This is a genomic window from Collinsella sp. LCP19S3_H3, assembly GCF_052119145.1.
Taxonomy (GTDB): Bacteria; Actinomycetota; Coriobacteriia; order Coriobacteriales; family Coriobacteriaceae; genus Collinsella.
This window is the reverse complement of record NZ_JBQKFW010000005.1, coordinates 117,851-137,024: the sequence shown is the minus strand read 5'-3', so window position 1 is coordinate 137,024 and position 19,174 is coordinate 117,851. Positions and strand designations below refer to the sequence as shown.

General features: G+C 57.3%; 17 protein-coding genes. 9 read left to right on the top strand and 8 right to left on the bottom strand.

The genetic code is table 11. The annotated features are described in order from the left end of the window. Positions 1-21: 21 nt before the first annotated feature. Together ACTQZF_RS04255 and ACTQZF_RS04250 are read right to left on the bottom strand one after the other, a co-directional pair. Entirely contained in the window at positions 22-918 is an 897-nt protein-coding gene (locus ACTQZF_RS04255) for a tetratricopeptide repeat protein (protein ID WP_441554628.1), read from the bottom strand. Between the two features lie 93 nt (positions 919-1,011). Continuing rightward, entirely contained in the window at positions 1,012-1,632 is a 621-nt protein-coding gene (locus tag ACTQZF_RS04250) for a hypothetical protein (RefSeq protein WP_441554627.1), read from the bottom strand. 159 nt (positions 1,633-1,791) lie between these two features. Between ACTQZF_RS04250 and ACTQZF_RS04245 the strand changes: the two genes are divergently transcribed. After that, entirely contained in the window at positions 1,792-1,962 is a 171-nt protein-coding gene (locus ACTQZF_RS04245) for a hypothetical protein (RefSeq protein ID WP_195838573.1), read from the top strand. Between the two features lie 210 nt (positions 1,963-2,172). Then, on the top strand, positions 2,173-5,427 hold the full coding sequence (locus ACTQZF_RS04240) for an ABC transporter ATP-binding protein/permease (RefSeq protein WP_441554626.1): 3,255 nt from the start codon (positions 2,173-2,175) through the stop codon (positions 5,425-5,427). Between the two features lie 273 nt (positions 5,428-5,700). On the opposite strand, the gene ACTQZF_RS04235 is transcribed toward ACTQZF_RS04240, so the two are convergent. Further along, positions 5,701-6,609 (bottom strand): hypothetical protein, encoded by a 909-nt coding sequence (locus ACTQZF_RS04235; protein ID WP_441554625.1) that lies wholly within the window; start codon positions 6,607-6,609, stop codon positions 5,701-5,703. Positions 6,610-6,873: 264 nt separating this feature from the next. Here ACTQZF_RS04235 and ACTQZF_RS04230 point away from each other — a divergent pair, with 264 nt between their 5' ends. Together ACTQZF_RS04230 and ACTQZF_RS04225 are read left to right on the top strand one after the other, a co-directional pair. Beyond that, the gene (locus ACTQZF_RS04230; protein ID WP_441554624.1) at positions 6,874-7,827 is read left to right on the top strand and encodes a tRNA dihydrouridine synthase; all 954 of its coding nucleotides are present in this window, start codon (positions 6,874-6,876) and stop codon (positions 7,825-7,827) included. A 264-nt stretch (positions 7,828-8,091) separates the two neighbouring features. Next, a complete protein-coding gene (locus ACTQZF_RS04225; protein ID WP_441554623.1) occupies positions 8,092-10,089 on the top strand; it encodes an InlB B-repeat-containing protein in 1,998 nt (665 codons plus the stop codon). Between the two features lie 258 nt (positions 10,090-10,347). Here ACTQZF_RS04225 and ACTQZF_RS04220 read toward each other — a convergent pair whose 3' ends face one another. Together ACTQZF_RS04220 and ACTQZF_RS04215 are read right to left on the bottom strand one after the other, a co-directional pair. Further along, complete coding sequence (locus ACTQZF_RS04220) at positions 10,348-10,593, bottom strand: glutaredoxin family protein (protein WP_441554622.1); 246 nt, start codon at positions 10,591-10,593, stop codon at positions 10,348-10,350. 51 nt (positions 10,594-10,644) lie between these two features. Further along, entirely contained in the window at positions 10,645-11,472 is an 828-nt protein-coding gene (locus tag ACTQZF_RS04215) for a TipAS antibiotic-recognition domain-containing protein (protein ID WP_441041801.1), read from the bottom strand. Positions 11,473-11,613: 141 nt separating this feature from the next. On the opposite strand from ACTQZF_RS04215, the gene tsaA reads away from it, so the two are divergent. After that, complete coding sequence (gene tsaA / locus ACTQZF_RS04210) at positions 11,614-12,351, top strand: tRNA (N6-threonylcarbamoyladenosine(37)-N6)-methyltransferase TrmO (protein WP_441041803.1); 738 nt, start codon at positions 11,614-11,616, stop codon at positions 12,349-12,351. Between the two features lie 112 nt (positions 12,352-12,463). Next, positions 12,464-13,675: a MalY/PatB family protein gene (locus ACTQZF_RS04205; RefSeq protein WP_441554621.1), complete on the top strand. Its 1,212-nt coding sequence runs from the start codon at positions 12,464-12,466 to the stop codon at positions 13,673-13,675. Between the two features lie 96 nt (positions 13,676-13,771). Here ACTQZF_RS04205 and ACTQZF_RS04200 read toward each other — a convergent pair whose 3' ends face one another. Then, positions 13,772-14,251: a pyridoxamine 5'-phosphate oxidase family protein gene (locus tag ACTQZF_RS04200; RefSeq protein WP_154516961.1), complete on the bottom strand. Its 480-nt coding sequence runs from the start codon at positions 14,249-14,251 to the stop codon at positions 13,772-13,774. Between the two features lie 255 nt (positions 14,252-14,506). Here ACTQZF_RS04200 and ACTQZF_RS04195 point away from each other — a divergent pair, with 255 nt between their 5' ends. From ACTQZF_RS04195 to ACTQZF_RS04185, 3 genes are all read left to right on the top strand, one after another. After that, positions 14,507-14,932: a potassium channel family protein gene (locus tag ACTQZF_RS04195; protein WP_154516963.1), complete on the top strand. Its 426-nt coding sequence runs from the start codon at positions 14,507-14,509 to the stop codon at positions 14,930-14,932. A 36-nt stretch (positions 14,933-14,968) separates the two neighbouring features. Further along, positions 14,969-15,502: a TIGR00730 family Rossman fold protein gene (locus tag ACTQZF_RS04190; RefSeq protein ID WP_427719368.1), complete on the top strand. Its 534-nt coding sequence runs from the start codon at positions 14,969-14,971 to the stop codon at positions 15,500-15,502. Positions 15,503-15,627: 125 nt separating this feature from the next. After that, complete coding sequence (locus tag ACTQZF_RS04185; protein WP_441554620.1) at positions 15,628-16,932, top strand: chloride channel protein; 1,305 nt, start codon at positions 15,628-15,630, stop codon at positions 16,930-16,932. Between the two features lie 83 nt (positions 16,933-17,015). Here the strand turns inward: ACTQZF_RS04185 and ACTQZF_RS04180 are convergent, their stop codons facing one another. Both ACTQZF_RS04180 and ACTQZF_RS04175 read right to left on the bottom strand, forming a co-directional pair. After that, positions 17,016-17,681: an SAM-dependent methyltransferase gene (locus tag ACTQZF_RS04180; RefSeq protein WP_441554619.1), complete on the bottom strand. Its 666-nt coding sequence runs from the start codon at positions 17,679-17,681 to the stop codon at positions 17,016-17,018. Positions 17,682-18,010: 329 nt separating this feature from the next. Beyond that, positions 18,011-18,886, bottom strand: coding sequence for an EamA family transporter (locus ACTQZF_RS04175; protein ID WP_441554618.1), 876 nt, complete (start codon positions 18,884-18,886; stop codon positions 18,011-18,013). Between the last annotated feature and the right edge of the window lie 288 nt (positions 18,887-19,174).

Genomic DNA, 19,174 nt, shown 5'->3' with positions numbered 1-19,174 from the left:
TAAGACGCGCGAAAGTGGCACTTAGCGGTCAATCACAAAATTGTCCATCTCGACGAGCTCACGAGCCTTCTCCTGACCTTCGATGGCCTCGCGGAGACGCTTGGCGTAATATGTCATGCCATTGGCGATGTCGATGCGCAGACCGATTTCGGCGCGTTGATAGAGCGCCAACGCGCGCAGGGGATTACGGTCGATGCCACAAGAGGGGGCGTCGGGGTCAATGAGCATAGAGGCTATGCGAATGGCGGGCTGGGCGAACTCTGCATCGTCGCGGGCAAGCTCAAGACTGCGTTCGTACAGGCGGTATGCTTTTGACCTATCTTGCGGCACGGCGCGACCGCGGCTGAACATGTCGCCGAGTTTGTACACCGCCTCGCTGGAGGGCGCAAGCGCTGCGGCAAGCGAATACCACTGATAGGCTTTGGCATGGTCGGGCTTGCCAGTCCTTCCGTACTCGTAGATATAGCCGAGGTTGATGATGCTCTGGAAGCAACCTGCATCGGCCGCCATTTCGTAGAGTTCCGCGGCCTTGGCGTAGTCCTGCTCAACAAGGTCTCCCATATAGTAGAGGGCGCCTAAATCGTTCATACAGGCTCCGCTGCCGGACGAAACTCCCAGCCTGTAGCCCAAGACGAGCATTTCCCTAACTGCTGAAGACATACGGGCCGCACGGTAGACGCGCTCTCTGTTTTCGCAGATATACTGGGCATAATCATCGCCAGGCGTGGAGAATGCAACGTTTGCCATCTCGGCGAGGAGGTCTTTTTCCTGCTCGGGCCCATAGATAAGATCTTCGGAAGGAAAACCCTCGTTGTATTCGTCCTCGCCATGGTCGACAAACTCCATGCCGGCAAGTTCTGCCATGCGCGCGACGTCTTCCTTTTCGACTCCATATGCGTTGTTGGGATTAAGGTCCATCGTTTGCTCCTTTCGGATTGTCTACTGTTTTGTATCGTATCAAGTGATGGAGACCGCGGAATTTCCATTTCGCTGTACGGCAGGTCAGAGCGCTTACCGCTTTTCAAGCTCACCCACAAAGACGGGCCAAAGTGCCTCCGCAGGCTTAGGCTCGGGTGAATACAGTTCTCCTTGGGGGTTTACGCCGATGGGGTCTGAGCAACAATCGAGCCATTCTTCGGATGCTAAATCGCTGATGGGCTGCTGTTCGCATACGGCACTGAAATTGATGCGTATGACATCAATTTCAAGTTCGGGTGCTGCCGGCACCGCATCGATAAAGTAACGCCAGCATTCGTCGTCCAAAAGATGCAGCAGCGTAATTTGTGTCTTTCCGTGGTATTCGTACGCATCGAGCACTAAAAAACGAGACTCCGACGGGGTCGCACAGTGTCCTCGATCGGCGTCTTGCTCCAATTCGGTTAGATCGATGATGCGGTTCAACAGGATGAGAAGACGATGCGATGTGCTCATGCCGCCAATGTGGGACGATATGTCAGCGGGGTTCTTGCTGCGAAAGATTGTGCCGGGCTTGTAGAGCGCGGCGACCTGAGGTGAAAGATCGGTGTCTCGTACATAGGTATTCAGCCCGGACAGCATGTAATCGAGGGCACTTTTATAATCCTTCGCACTGGCGCTGTCCTTAGGCGTGCCTGTTTGGCCGCAATCGTTCATGGTCGCCTTCCGTATTGTTGCCGCGGAGAAGATTGCGGCATGGCTGCTCTTTATCGGCGAGCATATCAATCCGTGTGGACATCTTTTTGATTATCACGGCGGCTTGCGCCATTCGGCAAAGGTTCTCATCAACCGCGCCGCCACGGGACTCTTGAAGTGGTGGATGTTTCCAACGCGATTCTTGGCAAACCACTGCCCGCCGTCAGTACGATCGACAGCTCGGATCTTATCCTCGAGAAAGGTGGCTTACAGGAAGGCTGGCACGGCGTGCTGGCGCTGGGCAGCGAGGTTTCGGATATCGCTCCAGGGGATGCACTCACAATTGACTAATGTGACAAAGTGACAGTTCCTTTGTCACATTATCGGCGGTATGCGCGGGATGGTACGTCACGCGATGTGCCGTCCTGCTCGTTTTTTGGCGCGCTTCGTTACATTCCTCACTTGCGCTGGTAAAAAATGGGGATAGAGTAGGACAAACGCGTCGAATACGAACGGCGGGGGAGAGCGGGCAAGGTGCCTGCGCAGGAGAGGTTGCCGTCCATGCTGGAGCTCAAAGGAATTTGCAAAAGGTACGTTACGCAGTCGTTTACGCAGGTGGCGCTCGACAGCGTGAGCCTGTCTTTTCGGGATAACGAGTTCGTGGCCATTCTGGGGCCCTCGGGTTCGGGTAAGACCACGATGCTCAACGTTATCGGCGGACTCGACCACTTTGACTCGGGTGACCTGCTGATCGACGGTATTTCGACCAAGGACTTTCACGATCGCGATTGGGATGCCTATCGCAACAACCGCATCGGCTTTGTGTTCCAAAGCTATAACCTCATTCCACATCAGACCATTTTGGAAAACGTGGAGCTGGCGCTTGCGCTCACGGGCGTGGGGCACGCCGAGCGCCGCCAGCGTGCGCGCAAGGCGCTCGAGGCCGTTGGTCTGGGCGAGCACGTGAACAAGCGCCCGAGTCAGCTTTCGGGTGGACAGATGCAGCGCGTGGCCATCGCCCGCGCCCTGATTAATGATCCCGAGATTGTGCTGGCAGACGAGCCGACCGGCGCCTTGGATTCCACAACGTCCGTGCAGGTCATGGACTTGCTCAAGGACGTCGCGCGCGACCGTCTGGTTATCATGGTCACGCATAATCCCGATCTGGCGTACGAGTACGCCACGCGCATCGTCAACCTGGCGGACGGCAAGATTACCGACGATTCTGATCCTTTCGATGTCGCTGACGCCACGCGCCGCGAGGCCAAGCCTACGCGCAAAACCTCGATGAGCTTTGTGACGGCGCTGGGGCTTTCTGCCCGAAACCTTATGACCAAGAAGGGCCGTACGGCCATGACGGCCTTTGCGGGCTCGATTGGCATTATTGGCATCGCGGCGATTTTGGCGCTGTCCAATGGCGTAAACGGCTACATCAAAAAGGTCGAGGAGGATACGCTTTCGAGCTACCCGCTTACCATTTCCAAGCAGGATTACGACCTGTCGTCCATGATGGGCGAACAGGGGGCCACGGATGACGATACGTCCAAGAACGAGGGTTCGTCCGACGACGGCACCGACGGCAAGGCTCAGGGAACCAAAAAGATTCCCGTGGTCACGGCCGTAAAGGATATGTTCGCAAGTGTTAAGTCCAACGATATGACGAGCTTTAAGGCATGGCTTGACGGCGGCGGCGACGGTATCGACAAAGAGGTCAACGCCATCCAGTACGGTTACGGCGTGACGCCGGTTGTCTATCGTGCCGGCAAGGGCGATGAGAAGCCTGTCCGGCTGGTGCCCAACGCTATGACCGAGGCCATGAGCGGTGGTGCGAGCTCGGCGGCAACGGTGAGCATGGACTCCATGGGAACCTCGGTCTTTAACGAGATGATCGACGATCAGAGTCTGCTCGACAGCCAGTACGATGTCGTCGCCGGCCATTGGCCTACGTCTGCTCACGAAGCCGTAATGGTGCTTTCGAGCCGTGGAACGGTGGGCGACTATACGCTTTACAGCATCGGTGCGCTGGATATCGATGAGCTCAACGACCTGGTGAACAGTGCCATGGCCGCCGACGGTAAGATTGAGACGCCTGAGAGCGGCGCCGACTTTACTTACGACGATGCGCTGTCCACGACGTTTAAGGTGTTGTCGCCGGCCGATGCTTATCGCAAAAACGAAGAGACCGGCATGTGGACTGACATGTCCGGCGACGCCGACTTTATGACGGCCAAGGTTGCCGACGGTATTGACGTGCACATTGTGGGCGTGGTGCGACCTAACGAGACGGCCAATGCGAGCGCGTTGTCTCCGGGCATTGCCTATACGCATGCATTGACTCGCCAGCTTATGGAGCGCGCCGCCGATTCGCAGATCGTGCAAGAGCAACTTGCCCATCCCGAGACGGATGTCTTTACGGGCAAAACTTTCGACGAACTGCAAGGCGAGGCCAAGCAAGGCGTGGATCTGGGCAGTATGTTCAGCGTGGACGAGGCGGCGCTCAAGAGCGCGTTCTCGTTCGATGCGTCTGCACTCTCGGGTGCTGCCGGTGGCATGGATCTTTCGGGCATCGATTTGTCGGGCCTGGATATTGATCTTTCGGGCGTTGGCAAAGACATCGACTTAAGCGACATCATGGCCAAAGCGCCGACCCCCGATTTCTCGGGCATCTTTGACGGTCTGGAGCTCACGCCCGAGCAAATGCAACAGGTGGGAACGCTTGCCAACCAACTATTTGAGGGCTTTTTGCAGTCTGATCAGTTTAGGGCGCTGTCACCCGAAGATCTCAAAGACGCGTCAAAGCTTGCTGCCGCATTCTCGGCGTATCTCGAGAACGATGTTGTGGCGCAGCAGTGCCTGGCGCAGCTCAAGGCGCTCGGCGGCGATGCCCTGGCCGAGCGCCTGCAACAGGCGATGACCGACTATGTCCAAAATCAGTTGGCTCCGTATCTGCAGCAGGCTATGGATCAGGTGATGAAGGCGATCAGCGAGCAGGTGGCAACGATCCTGTCGACCCAGCTCAAGGCCGGCGCGGCAGGGCTCATGGAGCAGATGGTGACGCAGATGTCTTCGAGTTTTGCCAACCTGGCGAGCGCCATGCGCGTGGATGCGAGTGCCTTTGCTCGTGCCATCCACTTCAACATGGACGCCGAGGACCTGAGCTCGCTCATGATGAGCTATGCCAAGGCGTCGAAGCTCACCTACGACAACAATCTGACCACGTTGGGCTACGCGGATGAGGCAGACCCCATCTCGGTCAAGATTTTCCCGCGCGACTTTGAGGCCAAGGAGCGCGTACTCGACCATATCGATGCGTACAACAAGCAGGTCAAAGCTGCTGGCCATGATGAACAGGCAATTTCGTACACCGACTACATGGGCATCATCATGGGCTCGGTGACTGATATCGTGAATACCATCAGCTTAGTGCTCATCGCGTTCGTGAGCATCAGCCTGGTCGTGAGCTCCATCATGATCGGCATCATCACCTACATCAGCGTGCTGGAGCGCAAAAAGGAGATTGGCATCCTGCGCGCGATCGGCGCGTCGAAGCGCAACGTGGCAAACGTGTTCAACGCCGAGACCTTTATCGAGGGCCTCATCGCCGGTGTCTTTGCCATTGTCGTTGTGGTGCTCGTGAGTTTTCCGGTTAATGCTTGGGCGCTTGCGGTCAAACAGGTCCCCAATCTGATGAGCCTGCCCGTGCAGGATGCGCTGGCGCTCATTGCAATTTCGGTGCTGCTGACGGTCGTTGCCGGCCTGCTGCCGGCCCGCAGTGCATCCAAAAAAGACCCCGTGGAAGCACTGCGCTCCGAATAATGTGACAAATGGACTGTCCTTTTGTCACATTGAGTGACATGTAAATCGAGGTCTAATACTTTTCCCGAGAAGTGAACGAGTCAAAATGGACCCCCGAAGCATCAACACTTATTGAAGGCGGTTTCCTGCGGTTTTGCCAGCCAAATCCTGCGGGTTTGGCGTCTAAAAATGTCGATGCTTCGGGGGTCCAAATATAGCCGTTCACTTCTCGGGAAAAGTATTAGACCTTGAGATATAGACGGCGTTTGCGAGCGTCAATTAGAGCGTAAGTTGCTAGTCCTCCTCTGCGGAGAGCATGAGGCTAATTACCGGATGGGTGTACTTGTCGAACTCTTCTTTGGGCTCGGTGCCAAAGGTGTAGTACGACTTGATAGATTCGTCCTCCGTCTTGATGCTGATTTCTTCATATAGGGATCCGGCTAAAAATGCCTGTTTAAATTCATCCGACAGGCTGCATGGCGTGAGGAGGCCCGGTGTGGCAACGGAAATGTCCAACCCGTTGAGCGGGGCGCATAGTGTCGCGATATCCTGCTCGGTGCAGGCGAGGTTGTCTGCAAGGCTTGCCTCGGGGTCGATCTGACTGGTGTAATCGACGTCCGTGAGCATGCCATCTGCATCGAAAGAAAGGTAGACATAGGCTGCTTGAGCGCCGAGGTCATTATCACGCAGATAGCCGATAATGCGGTAGCCGTAGTCGTGATACGACTCGTATGGGTCGTCTGCCGCGACGCGTTTGCACACGGGCTCCAAGGCATCTTGCGCGGCGAGCACGCCGGCGACCTCCGCGGAGCGGTCTTTGTTGGTTTGGGCTACCGCAAGCCTGCTCTGTAGCTCCTTCCACTGTTTGCCCTGCATTCCAAAGCGTGGCGCAAGAGCGCAATAGCAAAAGATGATGAGTTCGATTGCGGTGAGTGCAATGGCGGTATATATGCCCGCGGGTTGGAATTCCTTTTGGTGGAACGCGATATCGTTGATCATTTGGAGCGGCAACATCAACAGGCATGCTACGAACGACATGACGAGTGCGGTCGCTGCGATCTTGGGGTACGTGCAGTACCGCTGGATGCGTTTCTTTTCTTGCTCGGTGAGCAGCTGCATGCGGCCTCGACTCTCATCGTTTTTCGAGGGCGATGCGCATACGCTCTTGAGTATATGAGTGGAGGGTGTCTGTTGTTCAGACATGGCGGTCAGCAGCGTGCTGTTGGTGATCGATTGATCGCGAACGTCCTCTTTTGGACAAGGAAAAAGTGGCGAGTGAGGGAGCTGCTGTGGGGCGGCCCTGCTTGCTGTTTGCGGGCGCCATTCACCTTCGTTGCACAGGGATGGTCGGAGGGCTGGTTGGTGTCAAGCAACCGCCTCCGCCTTGTGGGCCGCCTTGGGGACAAGGCATAATGCATGTGACAAAGGGGCAGTCCCTTTGCCGCATTGATTTGAGAGTAGATGTTGATGATTCTATCGTTGGCCCCCATGGAGGGGATTACCGGGCATGTGTTCCGTCGCGTGCATGCGGAGTGCTTCGGTGCGCTCGACTGCTATTACACGCCGTTTTTGCCGCCGCCGCGGGTGGGCAACCGCTTTGGCGGCAAGGCGTTTAAGGAAATCGATCCGGCTAACAACCAAGGGCTTAACGTGGTGCCTCAGCTGATGTCCAAGAACGCGGATGAGTTTGTGTGGGCGGCGCGCGTGCTCGCCGACATGGGCTACCGCGAGGTTAATCTCAACCTTGGCTGCCCCTCGGGTACGGTTGTTGCCAAGGGTAAAGGATCGGGCTTTTTGCGCAACTTGGATGAGCTCGAGGTGTTCTTGCTTGATGTGTGCGAGCGATCGCCGTTGCCGGTATCGGTAAAAACCAGGCTGGGGCTGGAGAGCGACGACGAATATGAGCGCGTGCTCGATCTGTACTGTCGCATGCCGTTGGCAGAACTGATCGTGCATCCGCGCGTACAGAAGGATCGCTATACGGGCTCGCCGCGCAAAGGGTTTTATGGCGAGACGTTGGAGCGGGCACCGTTTCCGGTGGCATACAACGGCGATATTTTTGATCTTGAGGACATGGAGGCGCTGGTGGAGGCCTATCCCGGTACACGCCATGTGATGCTGGGGCGTGGCTTGCTTGCGAACCCCGCGCTGGCTCGCATGGTCAAGGGCGGCCCTGCTGCCACGGCAGCCGAACTGCAGCGCTTCCACGACACGCTGTTTGCGGCATATGCAGAAGAGATTGGCGGCAACGCGGTCTTTCGCATGAAGGAGTGGTGGTTCTACGCTAAATGCGCCTTCGCCGATCCTGCTACCGTTCACAAACTCGTACGCAAGACTAAAAAGGTCGACGAATACCGCGCCGCCGTCGAGCGCGTCTTTCGCGAGCAGCCACTTGCGCCTACCGCTCGTTTCCACGGATAACTGATCTGTAGGGGGACGAGGGAAGCAAATCGTCTTGTTGGTGCCAACTCCCAGAGGCTTGGGACTGGCACCAAAAGTTGTGCAAGAAACTTGCCAAAATGTGATGATGTTATGACTATTTAAAATGTTTGCAATGCGATAACGATTGAGCTATACAAGCTTGAGCTATACCATAAAGAACATTTCGCTTATGCCATAAGAATAGTGGCGTAAGAAAGCTGTGCCGGCGTTCTGTCGGGCTCGATACGAAAGGAAAGGCATTCCATGAAAAAACGCTCCCATGCCGTTCTTGCGGTAACAGCAGGGCTTATGACATCCCTCTGCTTTCTTGCGCCTCAGGCTTTTGCGGATGGCGGTTTTGCTTCTGTTTCCGAGCCTGCCGTTGAGGCGTCTTCGGTGAGCACGGTTGCCAAGCCCCAAGTCGATGCCGCGTCTGCGAACGAATCTGGCACGCCTGTCGCCTCTTCTGCCGAATCTGCTGCGACCACTCCCTCCTCGGCTCCTGTTGCCGCAAGTGCTTCTGCGGGCGCAAGGAACGGTGCTTCTGTCGCAGAGTTTAACGGGACCCAGTACGCGACCTTTGATGAAGCGCTTGATGCCGCCAAGAAAACTGACGGCGCGACCATCAAGCTCCTTGCCGATGCCAAGACCGCTGGTCTCGAGCTGAGAAAGGACCTCACCATCGACGGCAATGGCCACGCGCTGAACTTCACCGACAAGGGCATTGCCCTTTGGGGTAAGGCGCTGACGTTCAAGAACGTTACCGTGACTATGAACGGCATCCGCTCCACCCCGTATACCACCGAGTGGAATTGGATGTCTGTGAGCGCAAGCAAGGGCGCTTCCCTTACGCTCGACGGCGCTACGCTCACCATGGACGGTGCGGGAACCGCTGACAACACGCATGCCATTTATTTCGGCAGCAACAACAAGCTTAACCTGAAGAATGGCTCCAACCTAACCATTGCGAACTACAAGCAGGACGCTCTTGAGTGGGATGGTGGTGACGGTGGCTACAACGTGAATATTGAAGGTGGTTCCACCTATATCTCCGACCGCAACCGCTCCGGCTTTACGGGCACGTTCTATGCCACTATCGATTCGTCGACGGTCAAGGTTCTTAACAGCAAGGGCAACGGCTCGAACGGCACGTACTACACTATCAAGAACGGCTCTGACGTTACGTTCGAGAACAGCGGCGCCTGGGGTATTTCCGCCTGGCGCATCGATATGAGCAACGGTTCGAAGCTCCACGCGAACAACAACGGATATAGTGGCATCTGGACTCGCGTGCTTAACGTTGATTCTTCTTGCCTGGTTGACGTCGAGGGAAACGGTACAAAGGGATTCGCCGCGAATACCAACGGCGGCATTTTCTTCCAGGGCAACGGCAAATACGCAAGCGTGATTGAGAAGGGCGCGAACGTCACCGTTACGAACAACGCTGGTTCCGGTATCTACACTGCTCAAAAGGCCTGCAACCTGATCATCGGCTCCGCGACCATTACCAATAACGGCACTGGCGCCTGCAACAAGGACGGCATTGGCGCCGACATGGGTGGCGGCGTCTATAACGTGGGCACTATGAAGCTCGATCCGTCGGTTGTTATCTACAACAACCACGCCGCGAACGCCGGCGATGACATCTACAGCACCGGTGCTGGCGTCACTGAGTTTGGCAATGTTGGCGCTGACTGGATCCTTGATGACTGCGATCACACGATCGACGGCTGGTACGTTGACGGGAAGGACTCTCGCTGGTCCGCCCATGGCGAGGCCAAATATGTAGAGGCTGCTCAACCTGGTACTTACGAGGCAAAAGAAGCCCCTGTTGCATTCAAGGCTGCCCATGGCCTGGTGAGCGTCGATTACCAGTATGTCGGCGAAGTCCCCGAGAAGGCAAAGTTCCCCGATGCCGATAAGGGCCTTGAGGTTGGTTCTGCGTATGCCGCCAAGGAGCAGAAGGCTGTCGATGGTTGGACGTTCGATGGTTGGTATACCGACGAGGGCTGCACGGTCCTGTGGAACGACGGCGATTCGCTGATGGGTTCGATGACGCTCTACGGTAAGTGGACGAAGAAGCCTGTTCAGCCGATTGATAAATCCAAGACGGAGATTGCCAAGAAGACCAAGAGCACCAAGTCACTCCCTTCGACCGGTGATAAAAGCAGCGCCGTGATGACTGCCGCTCTCGCCGGTGTTGGCACTGCGGTGCTCGGCTTTGGCGAGGCGATTCGTCGCAGGGCCAATTCCAATAGGTAGTTGATGGTTGGCAGGTCACGCTGACGGTGGGCTACATCGCTAAGCGCATTTGTTCAATTTAGGGCGTGGGTGGCTAGAGCGAGCCACCCACGCCTTTTCGTTTGACCCCTCAGGGCGGAGAAAAACGGATCACCTGTGCCGGGCTCATGCAAAAAAGCTGTACACCAGCATCCAAAGATGTCGAAAAGTGTCGACTTTGGATGCTGGTGTACATGTTTGTGCCGTATGGGTTGGGGTGGGCCGGTTGCAATGTGCGTGCTAGAGCAGGTTCTCCTGTACCCATGCGATGATGTCGCTCGATTCGTAGAGTGGTTTGCCGTCGATGAACAGACAGGGAACCTGGTGTTTTCCGCCGTCGGCGATGAGCGTCTGCTCGGCATCGGGGTCGGTCGAGATGTTGCGCTCAGGGATGGTCACACCGTTATCGGCAAGGAAACGCTTGACCTTCATACAATACGGGCAGCCGGTCATAACGTACAGCGTGAGCTCATGATTAGTAGCCATAGGTCTCCAATCGGTTGAGGTTTTGATTGAAATACCCAAAGCCGCCGCGGTCTATGCATGAGCTGACGATGACTCGATGGCCTGTACCAGAAACGCCGTGGCTCCGGTGCCGCAGGGCTTGTCGTAGTAGTCGATAAAGCGCTGGTCAGCAAGATAGCCGTGGACGAGGCCCAGGTATGCTTCGTCTTGGGGCTTGTGCCCCCAGTTAAGGCCAATCCATCGACGGTGCATCGCGACAAGTTTGCGGGCCTCGCTTCCATCCGCATCGCCGTCGCCCATGGCAATCGAAAGCTGGCCCAGAATAGCGCGTTCAAGTTCCTTCATGTCGTTCCATGTCTCGGGGTCCATGTCCAGCAGTGCTTCGTTTGCTGCGTCGATCGCCTCGTCGCCATAGCGCGCCCGCGCCTCGGCACCGTAGCGCTCCTCGTTTTCCTGCACGGAGCGCCAGCGCTCCAGTTGCGGCAGGACGGCGCCCATGAGCGAGACGGCTTCGTCGAGCGACATGCCGGTGTTTTGCGCCAGCCGCGGGGCACAATCCTCGATCATCGCCTCCATGGTGGTGTCGTAGGTGTACTGGCCGTGGTCGTAGCACCACTTGCAGTAATGGTCGGTTGTGGTGCCCACAGCATCGGTGCCGCAGTCGTCGGGTGTGAGTATCATGCCGCAGCTCTGGCAATAGTGCTCGGGCATTTCGAGCAGGTGGGACAGCGGTTCTCCGGTTACGGCGGCAATGAGCTTCATCATGTCGATGCCCGGGGTGACTTCGCCGCGTTCCCAACGGCTGACGGCTTGGCGTGTGACGAAGAGCTTGGCGGCGAGCTGCTCTTGGGTAAGGTGATGGGCGCGGCGAATGGCAATGAGCTTTTCTGCAAAGGCCATAGCGACTCCTTTCTGCTGGTTGATGGCTTAAGCATACGCGGCGGCCGGCGCCCTTCCAAGCAACCGTTGGTTGCACGACGGGAGACCGCGGCGAAGAATTGCGCGCTGCACCCCACACCTCCATGCCGTACAATGACCGGCATGGAACCTATCGCACACATACATACCGACCTGCCGCAGAAGTTCGGCATTCCGCGCAACAGCTTTTTGGCGCCCCACCTGCAGGGACGCATCGTCTTTGAGCCGGAATTTGCCTCCAACGCAGCAGTTGAGGGTCTGGACTCCTTCTCTCACCTATGGCTGCTGTGGCGCTTCGAAAACGGAACGCCCGGCGGCACAGCTAAGGATATAGCTGCCGATGCCAAGACGCAGGACAGGTCCGGCACCAACGTCAAGTGGTCGAAGACTGTGCGCCCGCCGCGTCTGGGTGGAGCCGAGCGCGTGGGCGTGTATGCCACACGCAGCCCGTTTCGCCCCAATCCCATCGGTCTTACCTGCGTCAAGCTCAGCCGCGTTGAGCGCACCGACGACGGCCCCATCATCCATATACTGGGGGCCGACCTGCGTGACGGCACGCCCATCTACGACATTAAGCCCTACATCCCGTTTGCGGACTGCCACCCGGATGCGACCGGCGGCTGGATTGAGGGTGCTCCGTGGCAAAAGCTCGATGTTGAGTTCCCGCAAGCGCTTCAAGACATGGTCCCGCCCGCAAAGCTCCCCGGCCTGGTCGAGGTTCTTCGCCAAGATCCGCGCCGCGCGGGCAGCAAGCACGAGCCAAACCGCGTTTACCACTTGGCTTACGCCGGACTCGACATATCGTTTACGGTTGACGGGGCCAGGTTGACGGTAACCGCAATCAACGACGCGCGAGACTAGCCAGCCATTCGTCCGCACCCATCAAATTAAGCGCCAAACCCCATGCCAAAATCGCCTACGCTGGTGGACAATAACGCTTACCGAATCATTCCGCTCTGCACGGGGGCTCAGCATGAAATACGACTTCACTTCAATCATCGACCGCCACGGCATGGACTCCATCGCCGTTGACTCTTGGGGTGAGATCCCCGGTATGGCTCCGAACGCACCCGACGAGGGCTTCGACCGCATTCCCATGTGGGTGGCGGACATGAACTTCGCCACGGTGCCTACAGTCCAGGAGCACATCGTTCAGCGCGCCCAGCACCCCATGTTTGGTTACTTCAATCCGCGTTCCGAGTACTTCGACCGTATCATCGAATGGCAGAGCCGCCGTAATGGCGTCGAGGGCCTGGCGCCTGAGCATATCGGCTACGAAAACGGCGTGCTGGGCGGTGTCGTGTCGACGCTGCGCGCGTATGTCCAGCCGGGCGATGCGGTGTTGGTCCACAGCCCCACCTACATCGGCTTCACCAAGTCCATCGAGGCCGCGGGCTATCGCATTGTCCACAGCCCGCTTCAGCTCGACGACCAGAGCGTGTGGCGCATGGACTTTGAGGACATGGAGCGCAAACTCGCCCAAAACCACATCCATGCCGCAGTGTTCTGCTCACCGCACAATCCCTGCGGCCGCGTATGGGAGCGCGACGAGATCGAGCGCGCCATGGACATTTATCGCGAGCACGATTGCGTGGTGATCTCGGACGAGATTTGGTCCGATATCATTCTGCCGGGACACAAGCACATCCCGACGCAGTCGGTGAGCGAGGATGCCCGCATGCGCACGGTTGCCCTCTATGCGCCGAGCAAGACGTTTAACCTGGCGGGTCTGGTCGGCAGCTACCACATTGTCTACAACGAGACGCTGCGCGACCGCATGTGCGCTGTGTCTAACAAGACCCATTACAACGAGATGAATGTCCTTTCGATGCATGCGCTTATCGGTGCCTACCAACCGCAGGGCTACGAGTGGGTGGACGAACTCAACCAGGTGCTTGCCGACAATATCGAGTACTTCTGCGATTACGTGGACGAGCATTTTGAGGGCGTGTCCTATTCGCGTCCGCAGGGCACGTACATGGTGTTTCTGGACTGCACCGAGTGGTGCCGCGAGCATGGCCGTGATATTCAGTGGTTGCTCGACGAGGGGACACGCGTGGGCGTGGGGTATCAGGATGGACGTCCGTTCCATGGCCCCTGCCACATTCGCGTGAATCTGGCGCTGCCGCTTTCGCGCGCAAGGGAAGCGTGCGACCGCCTAGACCGTTACGTTTTTGGGGCATAGGGGTCGCACGATTCGGGTACTGCGGCTTGCGCCCGTGTCGTCAACGTGCGTGGGCGCATAGGGCGCAGAGGGTTGCGAGCGCGTTTTCCACGTTTGCTACTTTTCTTGAATTTGCTTGCCGCAAAGGTGTTCAACCGTAATTTCATACAGCTGGACGCCCCTGATACTTTGCTTGATCTCCTCTTCGACCTCTTCGGCAGAAGGATAGTACTTGAGGGCAAACTGTCGGACTTTGTCTTCGACAAACGCCGGGTCATCGTTCACGAGGCGGCAACGGCCGAAAACCACAGTGCTCTGAACATAGGGTGCCCAGTCGTCGTCTTTGTACCAATCGTTGCCATAGACGGTAAAGCAGACTTTGTCGCTGCGTTTGAGTGCATCGACCTTATGCCCCGCCTTGGCTCCATGAAAGTAAATTTTGTCGTGCTCGGGGTCAAAGTAGTAGTTAACGGGAATGGCGTAAGGATAGCCGTCGTCTCCGTTGACGGCAAAAATGCCGCGTTTGCAATTAACAAGTAGCTCTCGTGCCTCTTGATCGGTGATAGCACGCTTCTTTCTACGAAGAGGTCTAAACATCGTGGGTTTCCTTTCTTTCCGCGTGCTGCGTGCACGGCGGTGGGTGGTATGTCTATATCAAGATACTAGTTCAGGCTGCGAGGCCGACGGGAACATCCTATTTGTCGCAGATTGAAACGCACTTTTTGTTGTGGAAGGATTGTCCCTCACAACTCGTCGTCTAGGGGCATTCTCGATGGCTGGTTCCGTTTGCGGGGGAGGCGTGGGACAATGCCGACCAAAAGCGATTGCTTGTCCTGAAAAAAGGGGGTCTCGATGAAAAAGCTGAGGACGCTGGCCGATGTGTTGCGTCAAGCCGGTTTCGTGCGCATCACGGGCCTTTTTCTTGTCTTTTATCTTCTGTGTTCAATGGCTGTTTGGCTCTCTGAGCCAACAACTCTTACGTTTGGCGATGGCCTTTGGTTTAGCTTTGAGACCGTATCGACGATCGGCTTTGGCGACATTCCGGCCGAGACGCCGGTCGCCCGTGTCATCACGGTCGTCCTAAGCGTTATCAGCATTTTTTACATTGCCATGCTCACGGGCGTGGCGGTGAGCTACTGCAATATGCTCATCAAGATGCATCAAAAGGACACTATGGCGCGCTTTATGGATGATCTTGAGCATTTGGAAGAGCTCGATCGTGACGAGCTCGCCGATCTGTCGCGCCGCGTGCGCGAATATCGCCGGCGCCAGCGCTAAAACGGGCGCCGCGCGTCACCATGAGGGGGACTGAATTTGAATATCACCGTGTATCTGGGTGCCAGTATCGGCAATGACCCGGCGTTTCTGCCTGCGGTGCAGGAGCTGGGCAACTGGATTGGCGCCAACGGGCACGCGCTCGTGTACGGCGGATCCAAATCGGGCCTGATGGGTGCGCTCGCCGATAGCGTGCTTAATGCCGGCGGGCACGTGACGGGTGTGGAGCCGAGCTTTTTTATCGAGGCCGAGTTTCAACATGACGGTATCGACGACCTCATCGTGACGAGCGATATGGCGGAGCGTAAGGCAAAGATGATCGAGCTCGGCGATGCGTTCATTGCCTTTCCCGGTGGGACGGGCACGCTCGAGGAGATTGCCGAGGTTATGTCCGCGGTGTCGTTGGGGCACCTGAGTGCTCCGTGCATCCTGTATAACCTGGACGGTTACTACAACGACCTCAAGGCGCTGCTCGGACATATGATTGATAAGGGTTTATCAAGCCCACGGCGCCAGCAAGGCATTTACTTTGCCGAGGATCTGTACGAAATCGCATCAATTATCAACGGATAAGCCTTGAGCCTGTCCCGCTGCGGCCCCCGGTGGCTCCGTTTGCAGCGCAGACGGTTGGCTCGTCTGGGCCACACTCGCTCTACAATAAAACGTATCTATGTCGACTTTGACCGCGGGAGGACCCGATGGATAAGCTCGCTAAACCCACAAACCGCGCGCTGTTTTTAGTTAGCGTTGCCGTGACCGGTGCGTTCGCAGGTGCCGCGGTCTGGCTGTTCTTTTTTGTGATGGAGCACGGCATCGACTATCTATGGACCGAGATTCCGCACGCACTGGGCGTCGCTTCGCCCGAGCTCGCCAGCGGCCCGTTTGGCTTTCTGCCGTACCCGTTTTTTGTTTGCCTGCTGGGCGGCCTGTTAATCGGTCTGTACGAAAAGATGACAGACACCAAGACCGATAACCTCAATCAGGTGATGGCTAAGGTCAAGCAAGATGGGCGCTACCCGTACGACAATCTGGGCAAGCTTTCGCTTGCGGCATTGCTGCCGCTGCTGTTTGGCGGAAGTATTGGACCGGAGGCCGGCCTGACCGGCGTTATCGCGGGCCTGTGCAGCTGGGTCGGCGACCGCATGCGTCGCTTTGGCGCCGAGTTTAGGGAGCTCACGCTGCTGGGTACCCAGGCTGCCCTGACGGCGCTCTTTACCGCGCCTGTCTTTGGCTTTGTGGCGCCGCTCGCCGGTAGCGCCGACGGCCAGGGCGAAGATGCCGACGATGAGTCCGCGTCCGACGAGATCACCATCAAGCTGCCCAAGGCGCAAAAGACCGTGGTCTATGGCATTGCGATTGCCGGCGGTCTGGGCACTTACCTGTTGCTTGGCCAGCTCGTGGGCGGCGGCATGGGCATGCCCAGGTTCGAGTCCGCCGAGGTGGGCAACCTGGAGCTTGCCTGGCTCATTCCGCTGGCGTTGCTCGGCACCGTTTGCGGCTGGCTGTACTTTGTCTCCGAGCACGCGAGCGAGGCGCTGTCCCATGCAATAGGGGAGCGTCCTGTCGTCAAGGCCATGATGGCCGGTCTGGCGCTCGCCATCTGTGGCACGCTCCTGCCCTACACCATGTTTGCCGGCGAGACCCAGGCCGATGTGCTCATGGAAACCTATCTGACCATTCCCGCCGGCGTGCTTATCGCGACCGGTCTTGTCAAGGCTATGCTGACCCCCGCCCTCATCAATATGGGCTGGCGTGGCGGTCACTTCTCCCCGGTTATCTTCTCGGGCGTAAGCCTGGGCTATGGCCTTGCCATCCTCACCGGCGCCGATCCGGTCTTTTGCGTCGCCGTCTGCACGGCATCGACGATGGGCGCCGTCATGCGCCAGCCTGTCATGGTTGTGGGCCTGCTGCTCATGTGCTTCCCGCTCAAGGGCATCGTCTGCATGATCATCGCCGCAGCCATCGCCGCCGGCATTCCGCTGCCCAAGCCGCTGCGCAAGTAGCATATTGCGCTTTGCGTTTGTTCAGAACTCGTTTTGAAGAAGCCGCGCGAGGCCATTTGTTTACGGCCTCGCGCGGCTAATGTTTAGAGCTTCCTCAGCACAATGGCGATGGTGTTGAGGTATTCGAGTGCGCCGGCTTCAACGGCAGCGCGGTCGCCTGCTGCGTACTCGTTGTCGCAGGCGAGCCAGTCTTTCCATGCTTCATCCGTGCAGAGCATAGGCTGCATCGAGACAATCTCGACGCCGGGGGTCGGCTCGATCATGGCGCGCCACCAGGCTATGTCGTGCATATAGTCGAGCTGCTCGGGTGTCCAGGATTTGAGCAGGCAAACGGGCAGGTTGTCGTGGCAGTCGCGAACCATGCCGGGGATGCTTAAGTAGAGCATCCCGCCTTGCTTTACGTAGGGGAGTAGGCGCTCACCCAGATAGTGTGGGTCACGGCCGTAGTAGTTGTACGAGTCGATACTTACGACCGCATCAAAATAGTCGTGCTCAAACGGCAGCCCCTGCGAGGCGTCTGCCTTAACAGGGTGAATCGTGTCGCGCGAGATACCGAGCGAATCGAAGAACGCACGGTTTTCGACGGGGTCGCTCCACAGATCGACAGCGTAGGTGTCAAACCCGTATTCGCGGGCGAGTAGGGCGCTGGTGATACCGGTGCCCGATCCAAGGTCGCAAATGCGGACGCCGCAGGGGATATGCACATCGCGAAGCAGCTCTTCGCAGAGCTTGAGGGGATTGGGGCCCATAATCTTAGAGCGTACGAGTGTCGCGCCGAAGCTAGTTGCTTTTGGGAAGGATTGAGATTCCTGGGTTTGCATTGTTCTTTCCTATCAGGTGCAAAAATGGCAGATGACGGAGGCGGAACGGCGCAACAAACCACGGCCGTTGGACGGCCGTTTTCGTGGTTCTATGCGATTGACCGTTCCCTAAAGAACAATGACCAAAAAGACATCCCCTTGGATGACCGAGACTGAGCCGAGGCCCGTGACGTTTATATTGTAAAACGTCACGGGCGTGCCGGGATATGCCGTTTGTCACGGATTTGCGAGCGTCTAGATCTCGCTTGGCATCGGCGCTATTTCCAAATCGCGAGCGCGGCGGTGCCCAGGACGATGAAGGCGAGACCGATGGCGCTGCGCCGTGAGAGTTTTTCGTTGAATGCCAGGCGCGCAAATAGTACCGATACGACAATCGATAGTTTGTCGATCTGCACCACGACGCTCACCTGGCCTGTGGCGATGGCGTAGTAGCACAGCAGCCACGATGCGCCAGTCGCAATGCCCGATGCCGCGAGAAATACGAGTTCGTAGCGGTCTACGTGCACGGCTTGTCCCATCTTGCCTTTAGCTGCCACGATTGCCCATGCCATAACCAGTACCACACAGGTACGGATTGCCGTGGCCAGGTTGGACTCGACACCTTCGATGCCAACCTTGGCAAGGATGGACGTGAGCGCCGCGAACACGGCGGCGCCGAGGGCGTAAGCGAGCCAGGTCCGGTCTTGCTGCCGCTCGGGTCCGGCAAACTGCTTCTTCTCGATCATTAAAAACGTACCGAGGGTGATGACAGCGGTTCCCACGAGCTTAACCGCAAGGTTGCTCGTCTCGCCAAAAAGCACGATGGCGATCAGTGCAGCGAGTACGGTGCTCATCTTGTCGACCGGTACGACCTTATTGACGTCTCCGATGCCCAACGCCTTAAAGTAACAGATCCACGAAGCACCGGTAGCGAGTCCCGAGAGGACGAGAAAGTGCCAAGATCTGGGTTCGATGCTGCCGATGGCTCCAATGGATCCAGAAATGCCCGCCATTGCCCAGGCGAAAACGAGCACCACGCAGGTGCGAATGGCCGTCGCGACATCGGAGTCGGTCTGCTTGATGCCGCATTTGGCCAGGACTGATGTGACGCCGGCAAAGAAAGCCGACACAAATGCTGCTGCGACCCACGACACGGGTGAAATGCCTCCCCAAAGAACGACCGCGCCAGATTTACGGCGCTCGTCCGATGATACCGTCCCGCCATGAAGCTTTGATATCGCTGTGGTGAGACAGGGGCCATAGTTCGAGAGGGCATTTGGTTAAGGCTCGAATCGAAGGTGAATGGTTTTCCGCGAAGTGAACGAGTAAATCTGGACCCCTGGAACATGCACACTTTTTTCGAACAAAACTGCAGGATTCTTAGACAAAAACCGCAGGAATTGAGTCCTTAAAAATGTCGATGCTACAGGGCACTGTTTTTA

Excerpts from the sequence above, each read along its gene's own strand:
- ACTQZF_RS04185 (WP_441554620.1), top strand. The coding sequence starts at position 15,628 with ATGGATAAGCTCGCTAAACCCACAAACCGCGCGCTGTTTTTAGTTAGC.
- ACTQZF_RS04220 (WP_441554622.1), bottom strand. The coding sequence starts at position 10,593 with ATGGCTACTAATCATGAGCTCACGCTGTACGTTATGACCGGCTGCCCG.
- ACTQZF_RS04230 (WP_441554624.1), top strand. The coding sequence starts at position 6,874 with ATGATTCTATCGTTGGCCCCCATGGAGGGGATTACCGGGCATGTGTTC.
- ACTQZF_RS04180 (WP_441554619.1), bottom strand. The coding sequence starts at position 17,681 with ATGGGCCCCAATCCCCTCAAGCTCTGCGAAGAGCTGCTTCGCGATGTG.
- ACTQZF_RS04255 (WP_441554628.1), bottom strand. The coding sequence starts at position 918 with ATGGACCTTAATCCCAACAACGCATATGGAGTCGAAAAGGAAGACGTC.
- ACTQZF_RS04240 (WP_441554626.1), top strand. The coding sequence starts at position 2,173 with ATGCTGGAGCTCAAAGGAATTTGCAAAAGGTACGTTACGCAGTCGTTT.
- ACTQZF_RS04195 (WP_154516963.1), top strand. The coding sequence starts at position 14,507 with ATGAAAAAGCTGAGGACGCTGGCCGATGTGTTGCGTCAAGCCGGTTTC.
- ACTQZF_RS04205 (WP_441554621.1), top strand. The coding sequence starts at position 12,464 with ATGAAATACGACTTCACTTCAATCATCGACCGCCACGGCATGGACTCC.
- ACTQZF_RS04235 (WP_441554625.1), bottom strand. The coding sequence starts at position 6,609 with ATGTCTGAACAACAGACACCCTCCACTCATATACTCAAGAGCGTATGC.
- tsaA (WP_441041803.1), top strand. The coding sequence starts at position 11,614 with ATGGAACCTATCGCACACATACATACCGACCTGCCGCAGAAGTTCGGC.
- ACTQZF_RS04200 (WP_154516961.1), bottom strand. The coding sequence starts at position 14,251 with ATGTTTAGACCTCTTCGTAGAAAGAAGCGTGCTATCACCGATCAAGAG.
- ACTQZF_RS04250 (WP_441554627.1), bottom strand. The coding sequence starts at position 1,632 with ATGAACGATTGCGGCCAAACAGGCACGCCTAAGGACAGCGCCAGTGCG.
- ACTQZF_RS04215 (WP_441041801.1), bottom strand. The coding sequence starts at position 11,472 with ATGGCCTTTGCAGAAAAGCTCATTGCCATTCGCCGCGCCCATCACCTT.
- ACTQZF_RS04225 (WP_441554623.1), top strand. The coding sequence starts at position 8,092 with ATGAAAAAACGCTCCCATGCCGTTCTTGCGGTAACAGCAGGGCTTATG.